At 71.1% G+C, this 17,714-nt stretch carries 20 protein-coding genes; 8 read left to right on the forward strand and 12 right to left on the reverse strand.

Annotation, left to right across the window (positions count from 1 at the left end; genetic code table 11):
• Window positions 1-288, reverse strand: a 288-nt coding sequence (locus tag AB0M39_RS37910) for an FAD-dependent monooxygenase (protein WP_365372478.1), incomplete at its 3' end; no start/stop codon positions are given.
• A 106-nt stretch (window positions 289-394) separates the two neighbouring features.
• Between AB0M39_RS37910 and AB0M39_RS37915 the strand changes: the two genes are divergently transcribed.
• The 3 genes from AB0M39_RS37915 to AB0M39_RS37925 all read left to right on the forward strand — a co-directional run bounded on the left by AB0M39_RS37915 (window position 395) and on the right by AB0M39_RS37925 (window position 2,140).
• Window positions 395-1,012 (forward strand): TetR family transcriptional regulator, encoded by a 618-nt coding sequence (locus tag AB0M39_RS37915; RefSeq protein ID WP_365372481.1) that lies wholly within the window; start codon window positions 395-397, stop codon window positions 1,010-1,012.
• Between the two features lie 32 nt (window positions 1,013-1,044).
• On the forward strand, window positions 1,045-1,566 hold the full coding sequence (locus AB0M39_RS37920) for a DinB family protein (protein WP_365372484.1): 522 nt from the start codon (window positions 1,045-1,047) through the stop codon (window positions 1,564-1,566).
• Window positions 1,567-1,717: 151 nt separating this feature from the next.
• Window positions 1,718-2,140: a hypothetical protein gene (locus AB0M39_RS37925; RefSeq protein WP_365372487.1), complete on the forward strand. Its 423-nt coding sequence runs from the start codon at window positions 1,718-1,720 to the stop codon at window positions 2,138-2,140.
• A gap of 15 nt (window positions 2,141-2,155) precedes the next feature.
• Here the strand turns inward: AB0M39_RS37925 and AB0M39_RS37930 are convergent, their stop codons facing one another.
• The 8 genes from AB0M39_RS37930 to AB0M39_RS37965 form a co-directional block, all read right to left on the reverse strand.
• A complete protein-coding gene (locus AB0M39_RS37930) occupies window positions 2,156-2,626 on the reverse strand; it encodes a hypothetical protein (protein WP_365372490.1) in 471 nt (156 codons plus the stop codon).
• Window positions 2,627-3,088: 462 nt separating this feature from the next.
• Complete coding sequence (locus AB0M39_RS37935; RefSeq protein ID WP_365372493.1) at window positions 3,089-3,772, reverse strand: uracil-DNA glycosylase; 684 nt, start codon at window positions 3,770-3,772, stop codon at window positions 3,089-3,091.
• Window positions 3,773-3,840: 68 nt separating this feature from the next.
• The gene (locus AB0M39_RS37940; RefSeq protein ID WP_365372496.1) at window positions 3,841-5,421 is read right to left on the reverse strand and encodes an ABC transporter substrate-binding protein; all 1,581 of its coding nucleotides are present in this window, start codon (window positions 5,419-5,421) and stop codon (window positions 3,841-3,843) included.
• A gap of 148 nt (window positions 5,422-5,569) precedes the next feature.
• On the reverse strand, window positions 5,570-6,331 hold the full coding sequence (locus AB0M39_RS37945; RefSeq protein WP_365372499.1) for an SDR family oxidoreductase: 762 nt from the start codon (window positions 6,329-6,331) through the stop codon (window positions 5,570-5,572).
• 16 nt (window positions 6,332-6,347) lie between these two features.
• Entirely contained in the window at window positions 6,348-7,109 is a 762-nt protein-coding gene (fabG, locus tag AB0M39_RS37950; protein WP_365372502.1) for a 3-oxoacyl-ACP reductase FabG, read from the reverse strand.
• 165 nt (window positions 7,110-7,274) lie between these two features.
• Entirely contained in the window at window positions 7,275-7,658 is a 384-nt protein-coding gene (locus AB0M39_RS37955) for a DUF3037 domain-containing protein (RefSeq protein ID WP_365372504.1), read from the reverse strand.
• Window positions 7,655-8,482, reverse strand: coding sequence for a HipA family kinase (locus AB0M39_RS37960; protein ID WP_365372507.1), 828 nt, complete (start codon window positions 8,480-8,482; stop codon window positions 7,655-7,657). Before AB0M39_RS37960 ends, AB0M39_RS37955 begins: the two co-directional genes overlap by 4 nt.
• A gap of 467 nt (window positions 8,483-8,949) precedes the next feature.
• Window positions 8,950-9,624 (reverse strand): class I SAM-dependent methyltransferase, encoded by a 675-nt coding sequence (locus tag AB0M39_RS37965; RefSeq protein WP_365372510.1) that lies wholly within the window; start codon window positions 9,622-9,624, stop codon window positions 8,950-8,952.
• 71 nt (window positions 9,625-9,695) lie between these two features.
• On the opposite strand from AB0M39_RS37965, the gene AB0M39_RS37970 reads away from it, so the two are divergent.
• Both AB0M39_RS37970 and AB0M39_RS37975 read left to right on the forward strand, forming a co-directional pair.
• Window positions 9,696-10,361 (forward strand): TetR/AcrR family transcriptional regulator, encoded by a 666-nt coding sequence (locus AB0M39_RS37970; protein ID WP_365372512.1) that lies wholly within the window; start codon window positions 9,696-9,698, stop codon window positions 10,359-10,361.
• Window positions 10,358-10,729: a hypothetical protein gene (locus tag AB0M39_RS37975; protein ID WP_365372515.1), complete on the forward strand. Its 372-nt coding sequence runs from the start codon at window positions 10,358-10,360 to the stop codon at window positions 10,727-10,729. Before AB0M39_RS37970 ends, AB0M39_RS37975 begins: the two co-directional genes overlap by 4 nt.
• Window positions 10,730-10,800: 71 nt before the next feature.
• Here the strand turns inward: AB0M39_RS37975 and AB0M39_RS37980 are convergent, their stop codons facing one another.
• Window positions 10,801-11,250 (reverse strand): hypothetical protein, encoded by a 450-nt coding sequence (locus tag AB0M39_RS37980; RefSeq protein WP_365372517.1) that lies wholly within the window; start codon window positions 11,248-11,250, stop codon window positions 10,801-10,803.
• A gap of 336 nt (window positions 11,251-11,586) precedes the next feature.
• On the opposite strand from AB0M39_RS37980, the gene AB0M39_RS37985 reads away from it, so the two are divergent.
• The gene (locus AB0M39_RS37985) at window positions 11,587-13,164 is read left to right on the forward strand and encodes a translation initiation factor 2 (protein ID WP_365372520.1); all 1,578 of its coding nucleotides are present in this window, start codon (window positions 11,587-11,589) and stop codon (window positions 13,162-13,164) included.
• Between the two features lie 76 nt (window positions 13,165-13,240).
• Here the strand turns inward: AB0M39_RS37985 and AB0M39_RS37990 are convergent, their stop codons facing one another.
• On the reverse strand, window positions 13,241-15,334 hold the full coding sequence (locus tag AB0M39_RS37990) for a hypothetical protein (RefSeq protein ID WP_365372523.1): 2,094 nt from the start codon (window positions 15,332-15,334) through the stop codon (window positions 13,241-13,243).
• A gap of 269 nt (window positions 15,335-15,603) precedes the next feature.
• Here AB0M39_RS37990 and AB0M39_RS37995 point away from each other — a divergent pair, with 269 nt between their 5' ends.
• Window positions 15,604-16,086, forward strand: a complete 483-nt coding sequence (locus AB0M39_RS37995) for a Rieske (2Fe-2S) protein (protein ID WP_365372526.1) — start codon at window positions 15,604-15,606, stop codon at window positions 16,084-16,086.
• 118 nt (window positions 16,087-16,204) lie between these two features.
• Here AB0M39_RS37995 and AB0M39_RS38000 read toward each other — a convergent pair whose 3' ends face one another.
• Window positions 16,205-16,858: a cysteine hydrolase gene (locus AB0M39_RS38000; protein WP_365372528.1), complete on the reverse strand. Its 654-nt coding sequence runs from the start codon at window positions 16,856-16,858 to the stop codon at window positions 16,205-16,207.
• 120 nt (window positions 16,859-16,978) lie between these two features.
• On the opposite strand from AB0M39_RS38000, the gene AB0M39_RS38005 reads away from it, so the two are divergent.
• On the forward strand, window positions 16,979-17,446 hold the full coding sequence (locus AB0M39_RS38005) for a pyridoxamine 5'-phosphate oxidase family protein (protein WP_365372530.1): 468 nt from the start codon (window positions 16,979-16,981) through the stop codon (window positions 17,444-17,446).
• Window positions 17,447-17,714: the final 268 nt, after the last annotated feature.

Here is a 17,714-nt window from a genome sequence, read left to right on the forward strand (position 1 = left end):
GAACCGTGCGGCGGCCGCGGCGCTGTCGGTGCGGGCGAGCCAGCGGCCGTCCGGCCTGCGCATGCCGCCGTCGCCCTGCCACGCGGCGAGGGAGCGGATCTCGTCGCCGAGCCCGACGACGTCGAGGGCGCGCTGGGCGTTGGGGGCGAGTCCGATGCCGGCGCCGACCGGCGCCAGGGACGCGGCTCGCTCCAGGACGGTGACCTGCCATCCGCTCTGGTGCAGGGCGACGGCGGCCGTCAGTCCGCCGATGCCGCTTCCGATCACCACGGCGCGGGGCTCGGGCATAGCTCCTCCTCGGTTGCGAGTCCTCGACTGCGAACTACAGCGAACTACACCTGTAGTTGCGCCTCCAACGTACTACAGGTGTAGTCGAGGCGGTAGGTTGATCCGTATGGCCCAGAGCACCTCTTCCCGTCCGCACGGCGCCGCCCGTGCCGAGCTGATCGCCGACGCCGCGCTCGCCCTCCTCGCCGAGCGGGGCATGCGCGGGCTCACCCACCGGGCGGTCGACGAGGCCGCCGGACTCCCCCAGGGCTCGACGTCGAACCACGCCCGCACCCGGCAGGCGCTCCTCGAAGCGGCGGTACGGCGGCAGGCCGAGCGCGAGGCGTCGGTGCTGACCCTGGAGGAGATGCCGGGGCCCGCGGCGGGCGTGGACGGCCTCGCCGACGCGCTGGCGCTCGCCCTGCACCGCCACCTCACCCGCTGTCCCGAACTGCTCGTCTCCCGCTACGAGCTGGCCTTGGAGGCGACCCGCCGGCCGGAGCTGCGGGCGTACTACGACGCGACGGGCGCCCAGTTCCGCGAGCCGCTCGTCGCGATGATGGCGGCGGCCGGCTCCAGCGAGCCGGCGCGGCACGCGCTGTCGTTGACGGCCTGGAGCGAAGGGCTGCTCTTCTCCTGCGCGGTGGGCTCGTACCACTCGGCCGTTCCCTCGCTGGACGAGGTGCGCGCCGGATTCGGCGAGCTGCTGCGCGGAATGCTCCAGAGGCCGCCAGCCGAGGAGTAAGCCCTGGCGGGGCGGGCGGCGCGTGGTCCAGGATGACCGCCATGACCACGACGACCGAACGCACCGAGCCCTCCACCACGGACGACGAGCGGGGGATGCTCGAAGGCTGGCTGGACTTCCACCGCGAGACCCTTGCGCTGAAGTGCGCCGGCCTGAGCGACGAGCAGCTGCGACGGAAGCCCATCGCGCCCTCGGGGCTGTCGCTCCTCGGACTCGTACGGCACCTGGCCGAGGTGGAGCGCGGATGGTTCCGCCATGTGCTGGCCGACGAGTGCGAGGAGACGATCTACTGCGAGCAGGACCCGGACGGCGACTTCCACGTCGGCGACGAGGACACGTACGCCCAGGCGTACGCCACCTGGCAGGCGGAGATCGCGCGGGCCCGCGAGCTGGCCGCCGCCCACGGCCTCGACGACCTGGCGGTCGGGAAGAGCCGCAGCGGGAAGGACTTCAACCTGCGGTGGATCATGACCCATATGATCGAGGAGTACGCCCGCCACAACGGCCACGCGGACCTGCTCCGCGAGTGCGTGGACGGCACGACGGGCGAGTAGCCCCGCCGCTCGTCACTCTCCGGCGTCCTCGCTGGTCGCCGGTGTCACCCGTGCGGGCCAATGTGCGCCTGTACGACTCCGAACAGGCCTCGCGCACACCAGAGTTACGCGGGTGCACCAGAGGAGAATCACCACGAGTGTCCTGACCGGGATGGCCGCCTTAGCCGTGTCCGGCTGTGTGACCGTGCAGGCGGGGCCCGCGCCCGCGCAGCCGCCCCACACCGCCCGACCGTCCCAGGTCGTCCAGCCGCAGGTCGTGCAGGGACCGGCCCGCGAGGTCCTGGAGGCGCCCCCGGAGCCGAAGGCCGCCTCCCGGCCGGCGAAGGCCGCGCCAGGCCCTCATGCCAAGGCGCCGGCGCCGGCCCCGCGGAGGACCTGGCGCGAGCGCGAACGCGAGCGGGCCACACCCCAGCGCCAGCGGCCGCGGCCGCACCGCCCTCCGGCCGCGAGGCCGCCGACCCCGCCCGCCGCTCCGGCCAGCCGCCCGGACCTGTGCGCCCTGGGCGAGCAGTACGGCAGGTGGCGGCCGAGCAGCCAGGAGGCCCGTATCTGCCGGGAGACCTACGGCGGTTGAGTCCTCGGTTGAGTCCTAGTCCTCGCGGAGTCTGCGCTCCAGTCGCTCGATGGCAGCGCGGACTCCGTTGCCGTAGCCGTCGTCTCCCAGGGCGTCCGTCGCCGCGCGCGCCCGGTCGAGGTGGACCCGCGCGGCCTCCAGACGCTGGAGCTTGAGATAGTCGGCGGCCAGGTTGAGGTGGAGCGAGGGGTAGAAGGCCCGCACCGCCAGCTCTTCCTGGTGCTGGGCCAGCCGCTCGTCGCCCAGCCCCTCGGCCGCCGACAGCGCCCGCAGATCCCAGGCGAGCTCGTCGCCCGGGTCGTCCTGGGTGTCCGCCATGTAGTGGGCGAGGGTGCAGCGGTGGAGCGGGTCGCCGTGCTCCCCGATCTCGGACCAGAGCGCGCCGAAGCGGTTGCGCGCCTCCTCGCGGTCGCCGCCGTGCAGGAGCATGATCGCTTGCCCGATCCGGGTCATGACGGCGTCCCCCGACGCCTTCTCCTGCTCCATCGCTGCGGCCTCCCGATCGTGACGTCCCGAGGTCCCGACGCTAGCCGCAGCCGCTGACAATCCGGCACAGGCTCGGGCTCGGGACCCGGCCTGTCAGCCGGGTGCCCGAGCCCAGGAGGCCGTCAGCCGAACGCGGTCACGGGCCGCGGAGAGCGGGCGTCGGGGAGCCGGCGGCGGGGGGTGTCGGCGGCGGACAGGACCAGCGGCTCCAGGAGCCTGCCGCGGGCAGGAACGGCGGCTGCGGGAGTCGCCGGCGGGCAGGAACGGCGACTCCAGGAGCCTGCCGCGGGCAGGAACGGCGGCTGCGGGAGACGCCGGCCGCGCGGAGCCCGCCGCGTCCCGAGGCAGCGCCGCCCCGAGCGAGCCGCCCGACCGCCGGCCGCCCGCCTACCAACCGCCGGCTCAGCACGACCCGGGACGGACTCCCGCACTCGGCCGGCGGTCGCCCGCCGCGCGAACCCCTCAGCCCAGGTTCGGAATCCGCCAGTCGATCGGCTCGTGCCCCTGCGCCGCGATCGCCTCGTTGATCTGCGTGAAGGGACGCGACCCGAAGAACCTCTTCGCGGACAGCGGCGAGGGGTGCGCCCCCTTGACCACCACGTGCCGCTCCTCGTCGATCAAGGGGAGCTTCTTCTGCGCGTAGTTGCCCCACAGGACGAAGACCGCCGGGTCGGGCCGGGAGGCCACCGCGCGGATCACCGCGTCCGTCACCTTCTCCCAGCCCTTGCCCTTGTGGGAGTTGGCCTCGCCGGACCGGACCGTCAGCACCGCGTTGAGCAGCAGCACGCCCTGCTCGGCCCACGGCATCAGATAGCCGTTGTCCGGGATGGGGTGGCCGAGCTCCTCCTGCATCTCCTTGTAGATGTTCCGCAGGGAGGGCGGGGTCTTGACGCCGGGCCGGACGGAGAAGCAGAGGCCGTGCCCCTGCCCCTCCCCGTGGTACGGGTCCTGGCCGAGGACCAGCACCTTGACCTTGTCGTACGGCGTCGCGTCGAGAGCGGCGAAGACCTCCTCCCGCGGCGGGTAGACCGGCCCCTTCGCCCGCTCCTCCTCGACGAAGTCGGCGAGCTCCTTGAAGTAGGGCTTCTGAAGCTCTTCGCCGAGGACGCCGCGCCAGGACTCGGGCAGCATGTCGGTGTCGGTCACGTCAACAACCTCCGGTAAGCGATCAGTTCTCGACTCCAGAACCTACCGGGGCCCACTGACAACCGCGCCTACCAGCTGGCCTTGCGGTACAGCTCCCACATCTGCATGACCGTCTGCGGGTCCAGAGCGCGCTCGCCGCCGCCGATCTCCTCGCTGGAGGCGACGTACAGCTTGCCCTGCCACAGCGGCAGCAGACGCACATCGTCGACGAGGATCTCCTGCGCCCGCTCGAACTGCCGTGTCACGGCGCCCCGGTCGCTCTCGCGACGGGACTGGGGCAGCAGCTGATCGGTGATCTCCGGGCTCTCGTACGGCGTGCTGAGCACGTTCTTCGCGCCGACGAAGGGCGCGATGAAGTTGTCCGGGTCCGGGAAGTCGGGGAACCAGCCGCGGCCGAAGACGGGGTACTCGCCCGACTTGTAGCCGGCCTGGAACTCCTTCTCGGGCTTGCCCTTGATCGTGACCGTGAACAGCCCCGACGCCTCCAGCTGCCGCTTGAGCTCGGCGAACTCGGCCGCGGTGGCGGAGCCATAGCGGTCCGTGGTGTACCAGAAGGTCAGCGGCACCGGAGCGTTGACGCCCGCGTCCTTGAGGATGGCGCGCGCCTTGGCGACGTCCGGCTCGCCATAGCGGTCGAAGAACTCGGTCGTGTGGCCGGCGATGCCCTTGGGGACCATGGAGTACAGCGGCTCGGCCGTGCCCTGGTAGACCTTGGCGACCAGCGCGTCCCGGTCGACGACCTGGGCGATGGCGCGCCGCACGGGGAGCTTGCCCGCCATGGGGTCCTCGGAGTTGAAGACGAGGTAGCGGATGTCCGCGCCGACCGTCTCGACGAGCTGGAGGTGCTCGTTCTCCTTGCGCCCCTCCTGGAGCTCGACGACCTCCTCCGCGGTCAGACCACGGTAGATGGCGTCGATCTGCTTCTTCTTGAGCGAGTTCACCATTACTTCGGAGTCCTTGAAGTAACGGATGGTGACGGCCTCGTTGCGCCGGTTCGCGAACCCCTTGTAGCTGGAGTTCTTGGACAGCTCGGCCTTGTCGCCCTTCTCGTACGAATCCAGGACGTACGGACCCGAACCGGTCAGCTTGCCGTCGTCGCGGAGCTTGTCCGCGGGGTACTCCGACGGCGGCACGAGCGACATGGCGGGCGTGGCGAGGATGAACGGGAACGTCGCGTCCGGGACCTTGAGGCGGAACCGGACCGTGCGCTCGTCAGGCGTCTCGATCTTGTCGAGGGAGCCCAGCAGACCGTTGGGGCCACCCTGGACGTCGATCGTCCGGATCCGGTCGATGGAGTGCTTCACGACCGAGGCGTCGATCTTGTCGCCGTTGGAGAAGGTCAGATCGCTGCGGAGCTCGCACTCGAAGACCTTGTTGGAGGCGTCGGGGAACTGGCAGCTCTTGGCGGCGTCGGGCTGCGGAGTCGTGCTCCCGGTCGGGAAGCTCAGAAGCGTCTGGAAGACATTTCGGTGCAACTCCCACGAACCGTCCCAGGCAGCGGCGGGATCGAGCGTGGTGGGCTCACTCGTCGTGCCGACTGAGATCCTCTGCTCCTGCTCGCCGCCCTCGTCCGAGAACAGGCCGCATCCGGCCAGCAGGGATATGGACGCTAGGGCTGCAGCGGCCTGCAGACAGGTCCGGTTGAACACGTGCACGCTCCTCGTTCAGCCATGAGTCGGCCGACCATACCGCAGCGCCCTGCCGGGTCAACCTGAAGGCCCGGCAGGGCACTTGACTCAGTCAGGGACAAACCCTCTCAGGGCGCCTCAGCGCACCTCAGAACACGGCGGCGATCCATCAGTGCACACCGGCATTGAGGAAGATACCCCCGTCGACGACCAGTGTCTGCCCCGTGATCCAGTCCGACTGGTCGGAAGTCAGGAACGCGGCCGCGCCCCCGATGTCCTCGGGCACCCCGAGCCGCCCCAGCGGGTAGGCGGCGGCCGCCTCCGCCTCGCGGCCCTCGTACAGCGCCTGGGCGAACTTCGTCTTGACCACCGCGGGGGCGATCGCGTTGACCCGTACGACCGGCGCGAACTCGTGCGCCAGCTGAACGGTCAGGTTGAGCATGGCCGCCTTGCTCACGCCGTACGCCCCGATGAACGGCGACGGGGAGAGGCCGGCGACGGAGGCGATGTTCACGATCGCCCCGCCGTTCTCCTTCTGCCAGGCCTTGAACGTCTGCTGCGCGAAGCCCAGCGCGGAGATCACGTTGGTCTCGAAGACCTTGCGCGCCACGTTCAGGTCGAGCTCGGCCATCGGGCCGAAGACCGGATTGGTGCCGGCGTTGTTGATCAGGAAGTCGACGCGGCCGAACGCCTCCATGGTGCGCTCGACGGCGACGGCCTGATGGGCCTCGTCGTGGGCCTTGCCCGCCACCGCGATGACGCGGTCGGCCCCGAGGCGCTCCACGGCCTCCTTGAGGGCGTCCTCGCCCCGTCCGGTGATGCACACCCGGTCGCCGCGGGCGACGAGCGCCTCGGCGACGCCGTAGCCGATGCCGCGGCTCGCTCCGGTGACGAGGGCGACCTTGCCGCTGTCCTGTACCTCTGCAGTCATGTCCGTATCCCCCGAATCAGTTCAGCGGTCCGCCGGCCACGTACATGACCTGGCCTGAGACGAAGCCGGCCTCGTCGCCGGTGAAGAAGGCGATGGCGTTGGCGATGTCCTCGGGCCGCCCGACGCGCTGGACCGGGATCTGGGTCGCGGCGGCGGCCTGGAACTCCTCGAAGCCCATGCCGACGCGGGCGGCCGTCTGGGCCGTCATCTCGGTGACGATGAAGCCGGGGGCGACGGCGTTGGCGGTGACGCCGAACTTGCCGAGCTCCTTGGCGAGGGTCTTGGTGAAGCCCTGCAGGCCGGCCTTGACCGCGGAGTAGTTGGCCTGGCCGCGGTTGCCGAGGGCCGAGCTGGAGGAGAGCGAGACGATGCGGCCGAAGCCCGCGTCGACCATGTGCTTCTGACAGGCCTTGGCCATCAGGAACGCGCCCTTGAGGTGCACGTTCATCACGGTGTCCCAGTCGGACTCGCTCATCTTGAAGAGCAGGTTGTCGCGGAGCACGCCCGCGTTGTTGACCAGGATGGTGGGGGCGCCGAGCTCGGCGGCGACGCGCGCGACGGCGGCCTCGACCTGGGCGCTGTCGGAGACGTCGCAGCCCACGGCGATGGCCTTGCCGCCGGCCGCGGTGATCTTCTCGACGGTGTCCTTGCAGGCCGCCTCGTCGAGGTCGAGTACGGCGACGGCGCGGCCCTCGGCCGCGAGCCGTACCGCGGTGGCGGCGCCAATGCCTCGCGCCGCCCCGGTCACGACGGCGACGCGCTGCTCGGTGGTGGACATGTTGTCTCTCCTCGCCCTTGAAGACCTGGTTACCCGTTGTCCGCGGCCCCTCACAGTCTGAGCGACCGCTTAGTACCCTTCGGCAGACGAGACGCTAGAAGCCCTGGCACCCGGTGTCAACGGCACCGCGGCACGGCGGCGCATGTCACACCCCCTCCGCGCCGCTCAGCGGACGAGCAGGTCGAGCAGCCGCTCCGTCTCCGCCGCCGGGTCCGCGGTCAGTCCGGTGTGGACGGGACCGGGCTGCACGACGGTCGAGCGCGGCGCGATCAGCCAGCGAAAGCGCCGTCCGGCGTCGTCGCGCGCGGCCTGTCCGGCGTGCTCGCCGCCACGGCAGACGCCCTCCACCGCGTGGAGCGCGGCGCGGACTCCGGCCGTGTCCGCGGTCGGGTCCAGAGCGCGCAGCTTTCCTTCGTCCAGATGGGTGCGGGCCGCCACGAAGGACTGGGCGCGGCAGTAGACCACGACCCCCGCGTTGAAGAACTCGCCGCGCTCGACCCGCGGCACCACGCGCAGCAGCGCGTACTCGAACACATGGCGCTCGCTCACTTGGCGCCCTCCTGGTGCGGCCAGGGGCCGGCCAGCCAGCCGGGCGCCTGAGAGGGCCGGTCCTTGCTCGGGGGGCCGAGGGTGATCCGGCTGTGGATCGTGGCCGCGCGCGACAGCAGCGCCTCGACATAGGCGCGCCGCACCGCGTCGGCGGTCTCGAAGCCCGGCTCGTCGACCAGCCACTCGTCGGGCGCCTCGGCGGCGATCTCGGTCAGCAGGTCCTCGGTGACCTGCGAGGCGAGCTCGGCGGCCGCCGCGGCGACGTCGGGGCCGAAGGGCGCGAGAGCGTGGTCGGAGGCGTCGTACGGCTTGGCCGCGGAGGCCGCGACGCCCGGCCAGTTGTGGTGCCAGATCATGGTGGCTCCATGATCGATGAGCCAGAGGTCTCCGTGCCACACGAGCATGTTGGGGTTGCGCCAGGAGCGGTCGACATTGTTGATCAGCGCGTCGAACCAGACGACCTTGCCGGCCTCCCGCGGGTCCACCTCGTACGCCAGCGGGTCGAAGCCGAGCGAGCCGGGCAGGTAGTCCATCCCCAGGTTCAGCCCGCCGCTGGCCTTCAGCAGCTCCTGCACCTCCTGGTCGGGCTCGGCGAGCCCGATGACGGGGTCGAGCTGAATGGTGACGAGCTCGGGCACCCGCAGACCGAGCCGACGCGCGAGCTGCCCGCAGACGACTTCGGCGACCAGCGTCTTGCGGCCCTGTCCGGCGCCGGTGAACTTCATGACGTACGTACCGAGATCGTCGGCCTCGACGATGCCCGGGAGCGAGCCGCCCTCACGCAAGGGCGTGACATAGCGGGTCGCTACGACCTCTTTCAACACTTTCCCAGGCCACCCATCTCTTCAGCTCAGCCTTGCAGTCCGCGGACGGCTTCTTGGGAGCGAAGGAGCGGGAGTCGCCGGTCAACGACCCTGGGGAGAATCCGGGAAGTCCCGACTGCCGCGTCGACCTCCCCGCCCCCAGCGGCCCGTCGATGGCGCCGCGCCCCTTGCTGCCGGCCTCCGGCATGAAGTGGACATAGTAACCAAGGGCGATCACGGGCGAGGAGCGACCGAGCCACCGCGCCGACGTCACGACGGAACCTCCGGCTTCCGCATGGGGACCATCCCCGCGCACGCGGGGATGGTCCCGAAACAATCGTCGGCTGTGGCTCTGCCCACCGGTACGGACAGCAATTCGCCACCACTGGGCATACGTGAGCTGCCTACGCGTCACGACCAATGTCCTTCTGGGTTCCGCCCCTACGAAGAAGGCGGGCCCCACGACTGATCACGACGTCACGCACGGTCTAGAGACGGCAGCTGATCTCCATTCCGTCCTCCACGGGGAACGTGACGCTCTGGTAGCCATTGTGGGGGTCGCGGACGTAGTCGAGGTAGGGCGATAGGTCCTCCATGTCGACGTCGTCGGCGACGACGAGGGTGCCGGGCGCGAGGCGTGGTTCGAGGAGTCGCAGGACGGGCAGACACAGGTCCTTCCAGCCGTCGAGGAGGACGAAGTCCGCGGAGCCGGCGACTGCGGCGAGGGTGTCGCGGGCGTCTCCTTCGAGGACGGTGATCAGGTCGTCCAGCCCCGTCTCGGCGAACGTCCGGCGGGCGGCCGCGGCCTTGGCGGCGCTCAGTTCCGTACTGATCACCCGGCCCGTCCCGTTGTCGCGCACCGCGGCGGCGAGATGGAGCGTGGAGATGCCGAAGGACGTGCCGAACTCGACGACGGTGGCGGGGCGGGTGGCCCGAATCAGGTTGTAGAGGAGGCGGCCGCCCTGGGCGGAAATCGGCATGTACACCTCCACGTAGGCGTCGGCCTGCTCCTGCGGGCCGAGGGGCGCGGAACCCTGCGGCAACGCCGCTTGGACCCGCCCGCTGGTCGCCTCGTCCTGCTCGGCCTGCCGGAACATCCGGTCGAGGGCGGAGGCGACGCGGGGGTCTTCGAGGGTGTTGGCGGGGGTTTTGGTGGGTGTCATGGAACCTAGACTAGACGCACCGTTGCGTAGCGTCTAGAGGTTCTGGCCTACTCTGGCCCCAGGAGGCAGACATGGGACGAGGAAGTACGGCCGCCGCGGCGGCCGGGCCGGAACCGGCGGGGCGCCACCACGGCAACAGGCACGGCCGCAGCGAACAGGCCCGGCAGGCAGTGCTGTGGGCGGCCGACGACCTCTTGGTCGAGAAGGGCTTCACCGGCGTCACCATCGAGGGCATCGCAGCCCGGGCGGGCGTCGCCAAGCAGACCGTCTACCGCTGGTGGAAGACCAAGACCGACATCCTCCTGGACGCCTTCCTCCAGGACGCGGCCGAAGCCCTGACCCCGCCGGACCACGGCGACCTGGCCCCGGACCTGCGCGCCCACCTGCGCCAACTGGCCCTGTTCCTCACCCGGTCAGACGCGGGCGCCGTCTTCAAGGCCCTCATCGGGCACGCCCAGCACGATCCCGCGTTCGCCGCCGCCCTGCGCTCCCGGTACCTCGACGAACAGCGCCGACGCGACCGACTCCCGCTGGAACGCGCGGTGGAACGCGGCCAACTCGCCGCCGGCGTCGACATGGCGGCGGAGATCGACCAACTCGTGGGACCGGTCTACCACCGCGTCCTGGTGACGGCGGAACCCGTCGACCAGGCTTTCACCGACCGCCTCGTCGAGGCGTTCCTGCACCGCGCGGACGTAGCGGACGTAGCCGACACAGGGGAGACGGGGAGCAGATGACTCTCAAGGCAGGCCAGCGGGTGGTGCTGGCAGCGGACACCAGGCTGACCGATTCGGCGGAGGCGTCGGGGGTCGTCATCGGGTTCCTGTCCCTGGCGGCGGGCACCGGCGGGGTCGTCGAGCAGGTGGTCGGCCACCAGAACGCGAGCGACGACGTGCACGAGTACGAGCGACTCAAGTCGCTGCTCGACGCGTTCGGACACGAGATGCCCACGGAGAGCAGGAGGCAGCTCGAAGAGAAGGTCGGCTCCCTGGAACCCGCTTGGACCGCCTTCCAGGAACAGGGGCCTCGCGTGAGCGTGCGGGTCCGCTTCGACAACGGGTTCATCCTCGACGGAGCCCACGAGGAAGTCTTCGTCCCCGCCTGACCCACGCCTGGTTAGTTCATTCCTGACCTACGCGCTCCGCTCGCCGACCACCGAAACCCTCAGCCATCTCCCTACCCCGCGCTCTGTCCCGGCGGGACAGACCTCGAGCTGTGGAACGTCAGGTGGGAAATCTGCTGACCCTGAATCACGGGCCCGTTCCGCACAACGCCATTGACACTGTTGTTCACGGTGACCGAAGTGCCGCTTCCCGCTCCCGGGGCAAGCTCCGCCAGCAGCGAGCGAAGCTCCTCCGCAGCCCCCGGGTCTGCCTGCAGGGCACGACGCAGCCTCATCCGCCACTCTGCCTCAATGTCCGCCATGGCAAGTTCGTCCTCAGACGCACGAGCCGCCACGAGCTCTTCCTCGGACAGCCGCAGTTCCTCGTCGGCCGTCCCATCGGCCCCACCGCGGCCAAAGAACCGCACCACCCGCTCACGCGCCTGCGACCAGGACTCCGACACCATCAGCCCGACCAACGTCGTCGCCCCCGACGCCGCCAGCGCCGCCAACTCCGCCTCCATCGATCCCCCTCGCAACTCAGACCAGCGAACTCACCGAAGCCACCGTAGGGAGATCACAGCGACTTCGGTAGTCGGCAGTCGGCGCGGCGACCTCTGTCCATCGCGCGACCCGTACGGGGACACGCACAAGGCAACGGCCGTTCCGCCACACGTATGATCGGGAGCATGCCCCAGGAGTCACTCGACGACTTCGCGAAGTCCAGCAGAAGCAGCACCCCAAGGCCCAGCCTTTCGACTACAATCGACCATTTTGGCGGGCAGCGGGCAGCGGGCAGCGGGCAGCGGGCAGCGCTCGTCGCCGTCCGTTCAGCGGGGGCCCTGAATCGGCTTCTGGACGTGCTTCCGGTCTTCGAGGGTGACGAGCGCATCGCTGTCCGGTTCACGCTGATGCCGGGATCGGCGTTCGATGTGGACGCTCTCTCGGCTCTGGAGCAGTCCGGCGCCCGAACTGTCGCGTGGGAGGAAGCGTGCGGCGGCGAGCACGACCTGATCCTTACCGCGAGTCCGAAGGGCGCCCTACAGGTGCTGTCCGGGCCCCGGGCGTTGCTGCCGCACGGGGCCGGCTTCAACAAGGCGGTCAACGGCGACGGTTCGCCGTGCCTGCCGTCCGGCCTGGACCCCCATTACCTGCTCGCCGACGGCGAGCCGTGGGCGGATCTCCACGCTCTGGCGCACGACGACCAGCTCGTCCGCCTCGCGCAGCACTGTCCCCAGGCCGCAGCCCGGGCGACCGTAGTAGGCGATCCCACCCTGGACCGCCTGCTCGCCTCGCTCAACCACCGGGACAGCTTTCGAGACTCCCTCGAGACGGGCGAGCGCCGGCTCGTCGTGCTCACGTCGACCTGGGGGCCGGAGTCCCTACTTGCCCGACGCCCTCGTCTGCCCGGCGGGCTCGCCGGCGAACTCCCCCATGACACTTACCAATTCGCCCTGGTCCTGCACCCCAACGAATACAGCCGGACCGGCTCGTTCGACCTTGCCCGACACCTCGCCCCCGCGCTGTCGGCGGGCCTCACCGTGGCCGGACCGCACGAGGAGTGGGCCGCCCTTCTCGTCGCAGCCGACGCCGTCATCACCGACCACGGCTCCACCGCCCTCTACGCCGCCGCGCTGGGCCGCCCCGTCATCAGCGCCTACGACGGCGGAGACGAACTGATCCCCGAGAGTCCCTTGGCGCAGCTGCTGGCCAAGGCGCCCAGGCTCAACGCGCCCGCCGACCTGCCCGATGCCCTCCTGGCCGCGGAGTCCCTCGACACCCGCGGCTTCGCAGACGCCGCCTTCGCCCTGCGCGGCCAGGCCCTCGAGCATCTGCGGCGCGAGCTCTACGCTCTGCTCGGGCTCCGCCCCCGGGCCGTGCCGGTGGCCCCGCACCCGCTCCCCCGTCCTGTCTCCACGGCCCGTCGCCCCGCGGCGTTCGCCGTACGGGCCGAGGTCTCGGGTCACCGAATCCGTGTGGCTCGCTTCGCCCCATACATCTCCGAGTCCGTACACCACCTGGCCGCCGAGTACCCGGAGGCCGGTCAGCGCCACATCCAGAGCGCCGCCGTGCTGTGGCGCCGAGCCTCGGCCGCCTCCCCGACTTCGCACGGCAGTACCTGGACGGCTGCCGGATGGACCGCACGGATCCTGGACGAGGCCCCTGGGTGCCGGACCGCTGCGGCGGTCCTCACCCCTACGCGCTGCCTGGTCCGACACCGGGCGGCGGGCCCGCTCAGCGTGCGCATCGAACCTCACCGCGTCACCGGACGAGTCCTGCGCCCCGACCCGGCCGCCGTGGTCTCGGCGGTCCACGCCTGGCTGGGCAGCACTGCGCGGTGGGCGGCTCCGGTATCGCTCGTATGCGACACCGGCCCGCTCGCGGTGCGGGTCCACCTGACCCAGGCCGACGCGGCCGACCTCGACTACGAGCTCTGACCGCTGTCCGGCAGCCCTCTCCCGACTGACCGCTGTCCAGCAGTCCTCTCCCGACTGACCGCTGTCCGGCAGCCCTCTACGAGCTCTGACCGCTGTCCGGCACTCCTCCGGCCTGCACGGTGAGCAGCCGCGCCTCCGTCCGGCGCCGCTCTGCCTCGACGGTCTCGCCCCGCTCGTCCGCGAGAGCCGCCAACTCCTGCAGAACGCGCACCTCGTCGGTCACGGAGCCCCGCTCGCGAGCCCCTGCCAGGGCCGCGCGCGCCAGATCCTCCGCCTCCGCCGCACGGCCGGCACGCCGCAGCGCCCGGCCGTACTCGAATCCGGACCGCGCCGTCATCCGTTCCCGGTCCTGCTCCCGCGCCATCCGGTGCGCCTTCCCCAGCAGGAGGACTGCCTGCTCCACGTCGCCCCGGCTCAGAGCGGTACGGCCCAGCAGGTAGGTCTGCAGCAGCACGCCGTAGGAGTTGCCGATCTCCGCGTGAATCGCCCTCGCCGCTTCGAAGTCGGCGGTCGCGCCCGACCAGTCGCCCGTCACCTGCTTCAACAGGCCCTGGAACTCCACCGTCGAAGCCGTCAGCTTGCGTTCCGGCAGGGACTCTCCCAGGGTCTGCGAAGCGTTGAGGGCGTGCCGGAGGTACTGCGCCGCCTCGTCGTACTGCCCTTGTTCCCACAGCGGCCTGGCCAGTTGGCACCGCATGCGAATCATCGCCGGCAGGTCCTCCAGACGGTCCGCGGCAGCCACACCCGTACGGAAGACGTCCATGGCCCCCGCATAGTGCGGATGGTCGAGGAAGTGCGTCCACAGCGGCTCGCACAGAGCCCACGCGTCGTCGTACAGGCCGGTGTCGAAGGCAAGCCGGACACAGCCGTACAGGGCGAGTCGCTGGGACTCCAGCCACGCGAGCGCGTCCGCCTTGCGGGGAAACTCGACGTCGGGAACCTCCGGTCCGATGGGGCCGGGGAGCTCTGCGAAGGTCATCCGAGGGCCTGCGGCCAGCAGGTCCGCGCGGGCGGCCTGCCGCCGGTACCACGTGATCAGCGAACGGCGTGCCCCGGCCCGGTCCTCTCCTTCGGGATCGACCTCCCGTGCACAGCGCTCCGCGTGGCCGCGGAGCAGGTCGTGCATTCGGTAGCCCTCGGGCCGGTTCTCCAGCAGCCCGGACGACTCCAGCTCCTCCAGCGCGTCCGCCGCCCGTCCCGGCCCGTCGCCCAGGAGAGCGGCGGCCGCCGGAGCCGCGACGACGGGAGCTGGATGCTGCGGCAGCAGGCGGTAGAGCCGCGCGGCCTCCGGCCCGAGCCCTGCGTACGCGGCGTCCCACACCGCCTCGACCATGGGGATACCCTTCTCGTGCAGGTCTGCGGTCAGCTCGCCGACCAGCCGGGACAGGCTGCGTCTGCGGTACTTGCGGACCCATTGACCAGCCACCTGAAGGGCGGCCGGCAGTCCGCCGCAGCCCCGTGCGAGATCGGCCAGGACTTCCGGCTCGGCCGAGAGCCGCGGGTCGTCCACGATGTTTCCGAGCAGCCGCACAGCGTCGTCCACCGTCAGCGGGTTCACGGGCACCTCGATGGCCGCGCTGGCATCGAGGTCGTACAGCACCCCTTGGCTGGTGACGATCGCCAGGCTGCCGGCGGAGGCGGGAAGCAGCGGCACGGCCTCGCTCCCGTACCTGGCGTTGTCGACGACCACGATGAGCCGCTTGTCCCGGGTCCTCGTCCAGTACTGCTTCGACCGGCCGGCAAGGGACCTCTCGAGCCACTCCGGGGCGACGCCCAGACCGGTCAGCAGATCCCCGACCGCGTCCGCCACCTCGACGACCCCGTCCCGACGCAGGTCATCGAGATCGACGTACAGAACACCGTCGGGGTACGCGTCGCTGAGTCGGCGGGCCATGTGGAAGCCCAGCGCGGTCTTGCCGATCCCGCCGATCCCGGTCAACGCGACGACGAGCGGTCCAGCGTGGTCCGTGTGGCACTCGGCTGCTCGAGTGATGCGCTCCTGCTCCGCTTGCCTGTTCTCGAAGCGTACGAGCACCGGCGGCAATTGAAAGGGAACCGGCTGTGCAGAGGGTACGGCGTTGTGCAGATGGTGGTGCAGTTCCCCGATGCGTCCGGCCTGGACCACTACATCAGCTTGCCCGTCCAGGCTGTTGCGCGTCTCCTCCGCCATGCTCCAACGATACTTCGCTGCGGTGAATATGACGGAGCGACAGCACGTTCAGCCGCTCTATGGGAGGCAGTACGTACGCGTCTCGAACCGAGAGCCTGGCCTCGACATTCGCGGACCGTCCGCCCCCGGCTCCCGGCCGCGCGGAGGCCCGCCGGAAGCGGGCTCTGCCGCAGCTGAGAATTGCATGAGGAAGTGAACGTTCCATTCTGCCGCCTCGTACGACATCACGAGGCGGCCGGCGAGAGGCCGGCCCTGGAGAGGGAGCCATCATGACCGGATCGCAGGGGCCCGTGCGCACCGTGGCGCGCCGAACCGTCGTCGCCACGATCGGCGGCGCCGGGCTCGCCGCCCTGACCGCGTGCGGGGGTTCGGAGGACGAGGGGAAGCAGGTCTCCGAGCAGCCGCCCGGCGCCGAGGCGGGCGGAGAGGGCGGCGCGGGCGCGGCCAAGGGCGGAGGCGGCGCCGGGGGCGGGACCGTGCTCGCCAAGGTCGGCGAGATCCCGGAGGGCGGCGGCAAGGTCATCGGCGATGTGGTGGTCACCCAGCCGACGGCGGGCGAGTTCAAGGCGTTCTCGTCCAAGTGCACCCACCAGGGCTGCGCGGTGAAGGGCATCGCCGACGGGATCATCAACTGTCCGTGTCACCAGAGCAAGTTCAGCGCGGTCGACGGCAGCGTGAAGGCGGGACCGGCGACTCGTCCGCTGCCGCCCACGTCGATCACCGTCGACGGGGACTCGATCAAGCTGGCCTGAGGCGCGGAGGCGCCGGGGCGTCGCGAGGCGCCAGGCCGGCGCTCCGGCTTCTGGCTCTCGACCGGCGTCGGGCTCCCCGCCGGCGTCAAGGCCGGGCGCTGTCGGGCTGCCCTGCGCGTCAGGCCCGACTGGCCGCCTGGCGCGGCCCTTTCCAGCAGGCGAGCACGTCCTCGGTCGCGGTGACGGTCGCGACCAGGGCGAGCGTGTTGCGGATCATCGCGGGGGTGTACTCGGCGGGCACTCCCGCGATGGCGTCCGCCGGAACGACGGCCGTATAGCCGAGGTTGACCGCGTCGAACACGGCGTTGGGTATGGCGACGTTCGCCGACACGCCGGTGACGACGAGGGTGCGGCAGCCGAGGTTGCGCAAGAGCGCGTCGACGTCCGTGCCCGCGATGGGCGAGAGCCCGTGCAGCCGCCGGACGACCAGATCCTCGTCGGCGACCTCTATGGGCGGCGCGACGCGGACGGCGCTGGTGCCGGTGTGCTGCTGCACGGGGAGGCGTCCGGCGGCACGGAAGAGGCGGGCGTTGCGGTTGGCGCCGCGGCCGTCGGGCCGGCGCTCGGCGAGTGCATGGATGACCTGGACTCCCGCCTCGTGCGCGCTCGCGACCAGGCGGGCCACATTGTGGAGGGCGCCCGACGACCGGGCCTGCGCGGCGAGTTCGGGCAGTGCGCTGTCGGGGCCGACGACGCCTTGCTGGCACTCGACGGTCAGCAGCACCGTGCCGGGCGCGGCCAGCTGCTGCGCGAGCTGTTCGGGGGACGGCACGGCATCTCCTCCTGGCGGGCGCTCGGGTGGGCCGGGCGCGCGACAGTAGCCGCCATTGCGCGACGAAGGAAGAGCCTCCATGATTCCTGACACTCAGTCAGCTATAGGGAGGGGTCCGCCATGGCCGTCACACAGCGCCGGGGCCGCCGCATCATGATGTCGCCCGGCGAACTGGACGCGTTCTTGTCCGAGCAGCGGACCTGCCGGGTGGCCACCGTGTCGGCCGACGGCCGTCCGCACGTCAGCGCGCTCTGGTTCGCCTGGGACGGGCGCTCGCTCTGGCTGTACTCCATCACGCGCAGCCGCCGCTGGGCGGAGCTGCGGCACGATCCGCGCATCGCGGTCGTGGTCGACGACGGCGAGGAGTACGGAGAGCTGCGCGGGGTCGAGCTCTCGGGCACGGCGACCTTCGTCGGCGAGGCCCCGCGAACGGGCGAGCCATGCCCCGAACTCGATGTGCCGGAGCGGCTGTTCGCACGGAAGAACTTCGGCCTGGAGGACATGCCGCACGACGGCCGCCACGCCTGGCTGCGGCTGACGCCGGACGCCGTGGCGTCGTGGGACTTCCGCAAGCTGGCAGGACTCTGAGGGCCCGGTCATACGGAGTCAGCCTCGCCGACGATCGCGAGGCGCGGGGCCTGGGGCGGAGCCCCAGCAGAAGCCCCCGCGGCCCGGGCCACGCCATCAACCCCGGGGAGCCCACGCGGCCACGGCGACGGGAATCAGCCTCGCCGGCGATTGAGGCGCAGGACCTGAGGCGGAGCCCCAGCAGGGACCCGCGAAGCCTGGACGACGCCATCAGCCTCGGAAGCCCGCGCGGCCAGGGCAGCGGGAAACGGCGTCCCACGCGAAGGGG

It is taken from the genome of Streptomyces sp. NPDC051907 (genome assembly GCF_040681075.1).
Classification (GTDB): domain Bacteria; phylum Actinomycetota; class Actinomycetes; order Streptomycetales; family Streptomycetaceae; genus Streptomyces.

Bases quoted from the DNA above. Each gene is read 5' to 3' on its own strand.
- AB0M39_RS37915 (WP_365372481.1), top strand. From the start codon at position 395: ATGGCCCAGAGCACCTCTTCCCGTCCGCACGGCGCCGCCCGTGCCGAG.
- AB0M39_RS37920 (WP_365372484.1), top strand. From the start codon at position 1,045: ATGACCGCCATGACCACGACGACCGAACGCACCGAGCCCTCCACCACG.
- AB0M39_RS37925 (WP_365372487.1), top strand. From the start codon at position 1,718: ATGGCCGCCTTAGCCGTGTCCGGCTGTGTGACCGTGCAGGCGGGGCCC.
- AB0M39_RS37930 (WP_365372490.1), bottom strand. From the start codon at position 2,626: ATGGAGCAGGAGAAGGCGTCGGGGGACGCCGTCATGACCCGGATCGGG.
- AB0M39_RS37945 (WP_365372499.1), bottom strand. From the start codon at position 6,331: ATGACTGCAGAGGTACAGGACAGCGGCAAGGTCGCCCTCGTCACCGGA.
- fabG (WP_365372502.1), bottom strand. From the start codon at position 7,109: ATGTCCACCACCGAGCAGCGCGTCGCCGTCGTGACCGGGGCGGCGCGA.
- AB0M39_RS37965 (WP_365372510.1), bottom strand. From the start codon at position 9,624: ATGACACCCACCAAAACCCCCGCCAACACCCTCGAAGACCCCCGCGTC.
- AB0M39_RS37970 (WP_365372512.1), top strand. From the start codon at position 9,696: ATGGGACGAGGAAGTACGGCCGCCGCGGCGGCCGGGCCGGAACCGGCG.
- AB0M39_RS37975 (WP_365372515.1), top strand. From the start codon at position 10,358: ATGACTCTCAAGGCAGGCCAGCGGGTGGTGCTGGCAGCGGACACCAGG.
- AB0M39_RS37980 (WP_365372517.1), bottom strand. From the start codon at position 11,250: ATGGAGGCGGAGTTGGCGGCGCTGGCGGCGTCGGGGGCGACGACGTTG.
- AB0M39_RS37990 (WP_365372523.1), bottom strand. From the start codon at position 15,334: ATGGCGGAGGAGACGCGCAACAGCCTGGACGGGCAAGCTGATGTAGTG.
- AB0M39_RS37995 (WP_365372526.1), top strand. From the start codon at position 15,604: ATGACCGGATCGCAGGGGCCCGTGCGCACCGTGGCGCGCCGAACCGTC.
- AB0M39_RS38005 (WP_365372530.1), top strand. From the start codon at position 16,979: ATGGCCGTCACACAGCGCCGGGGCCGCCGCATCATGATGTCGCCCGGC.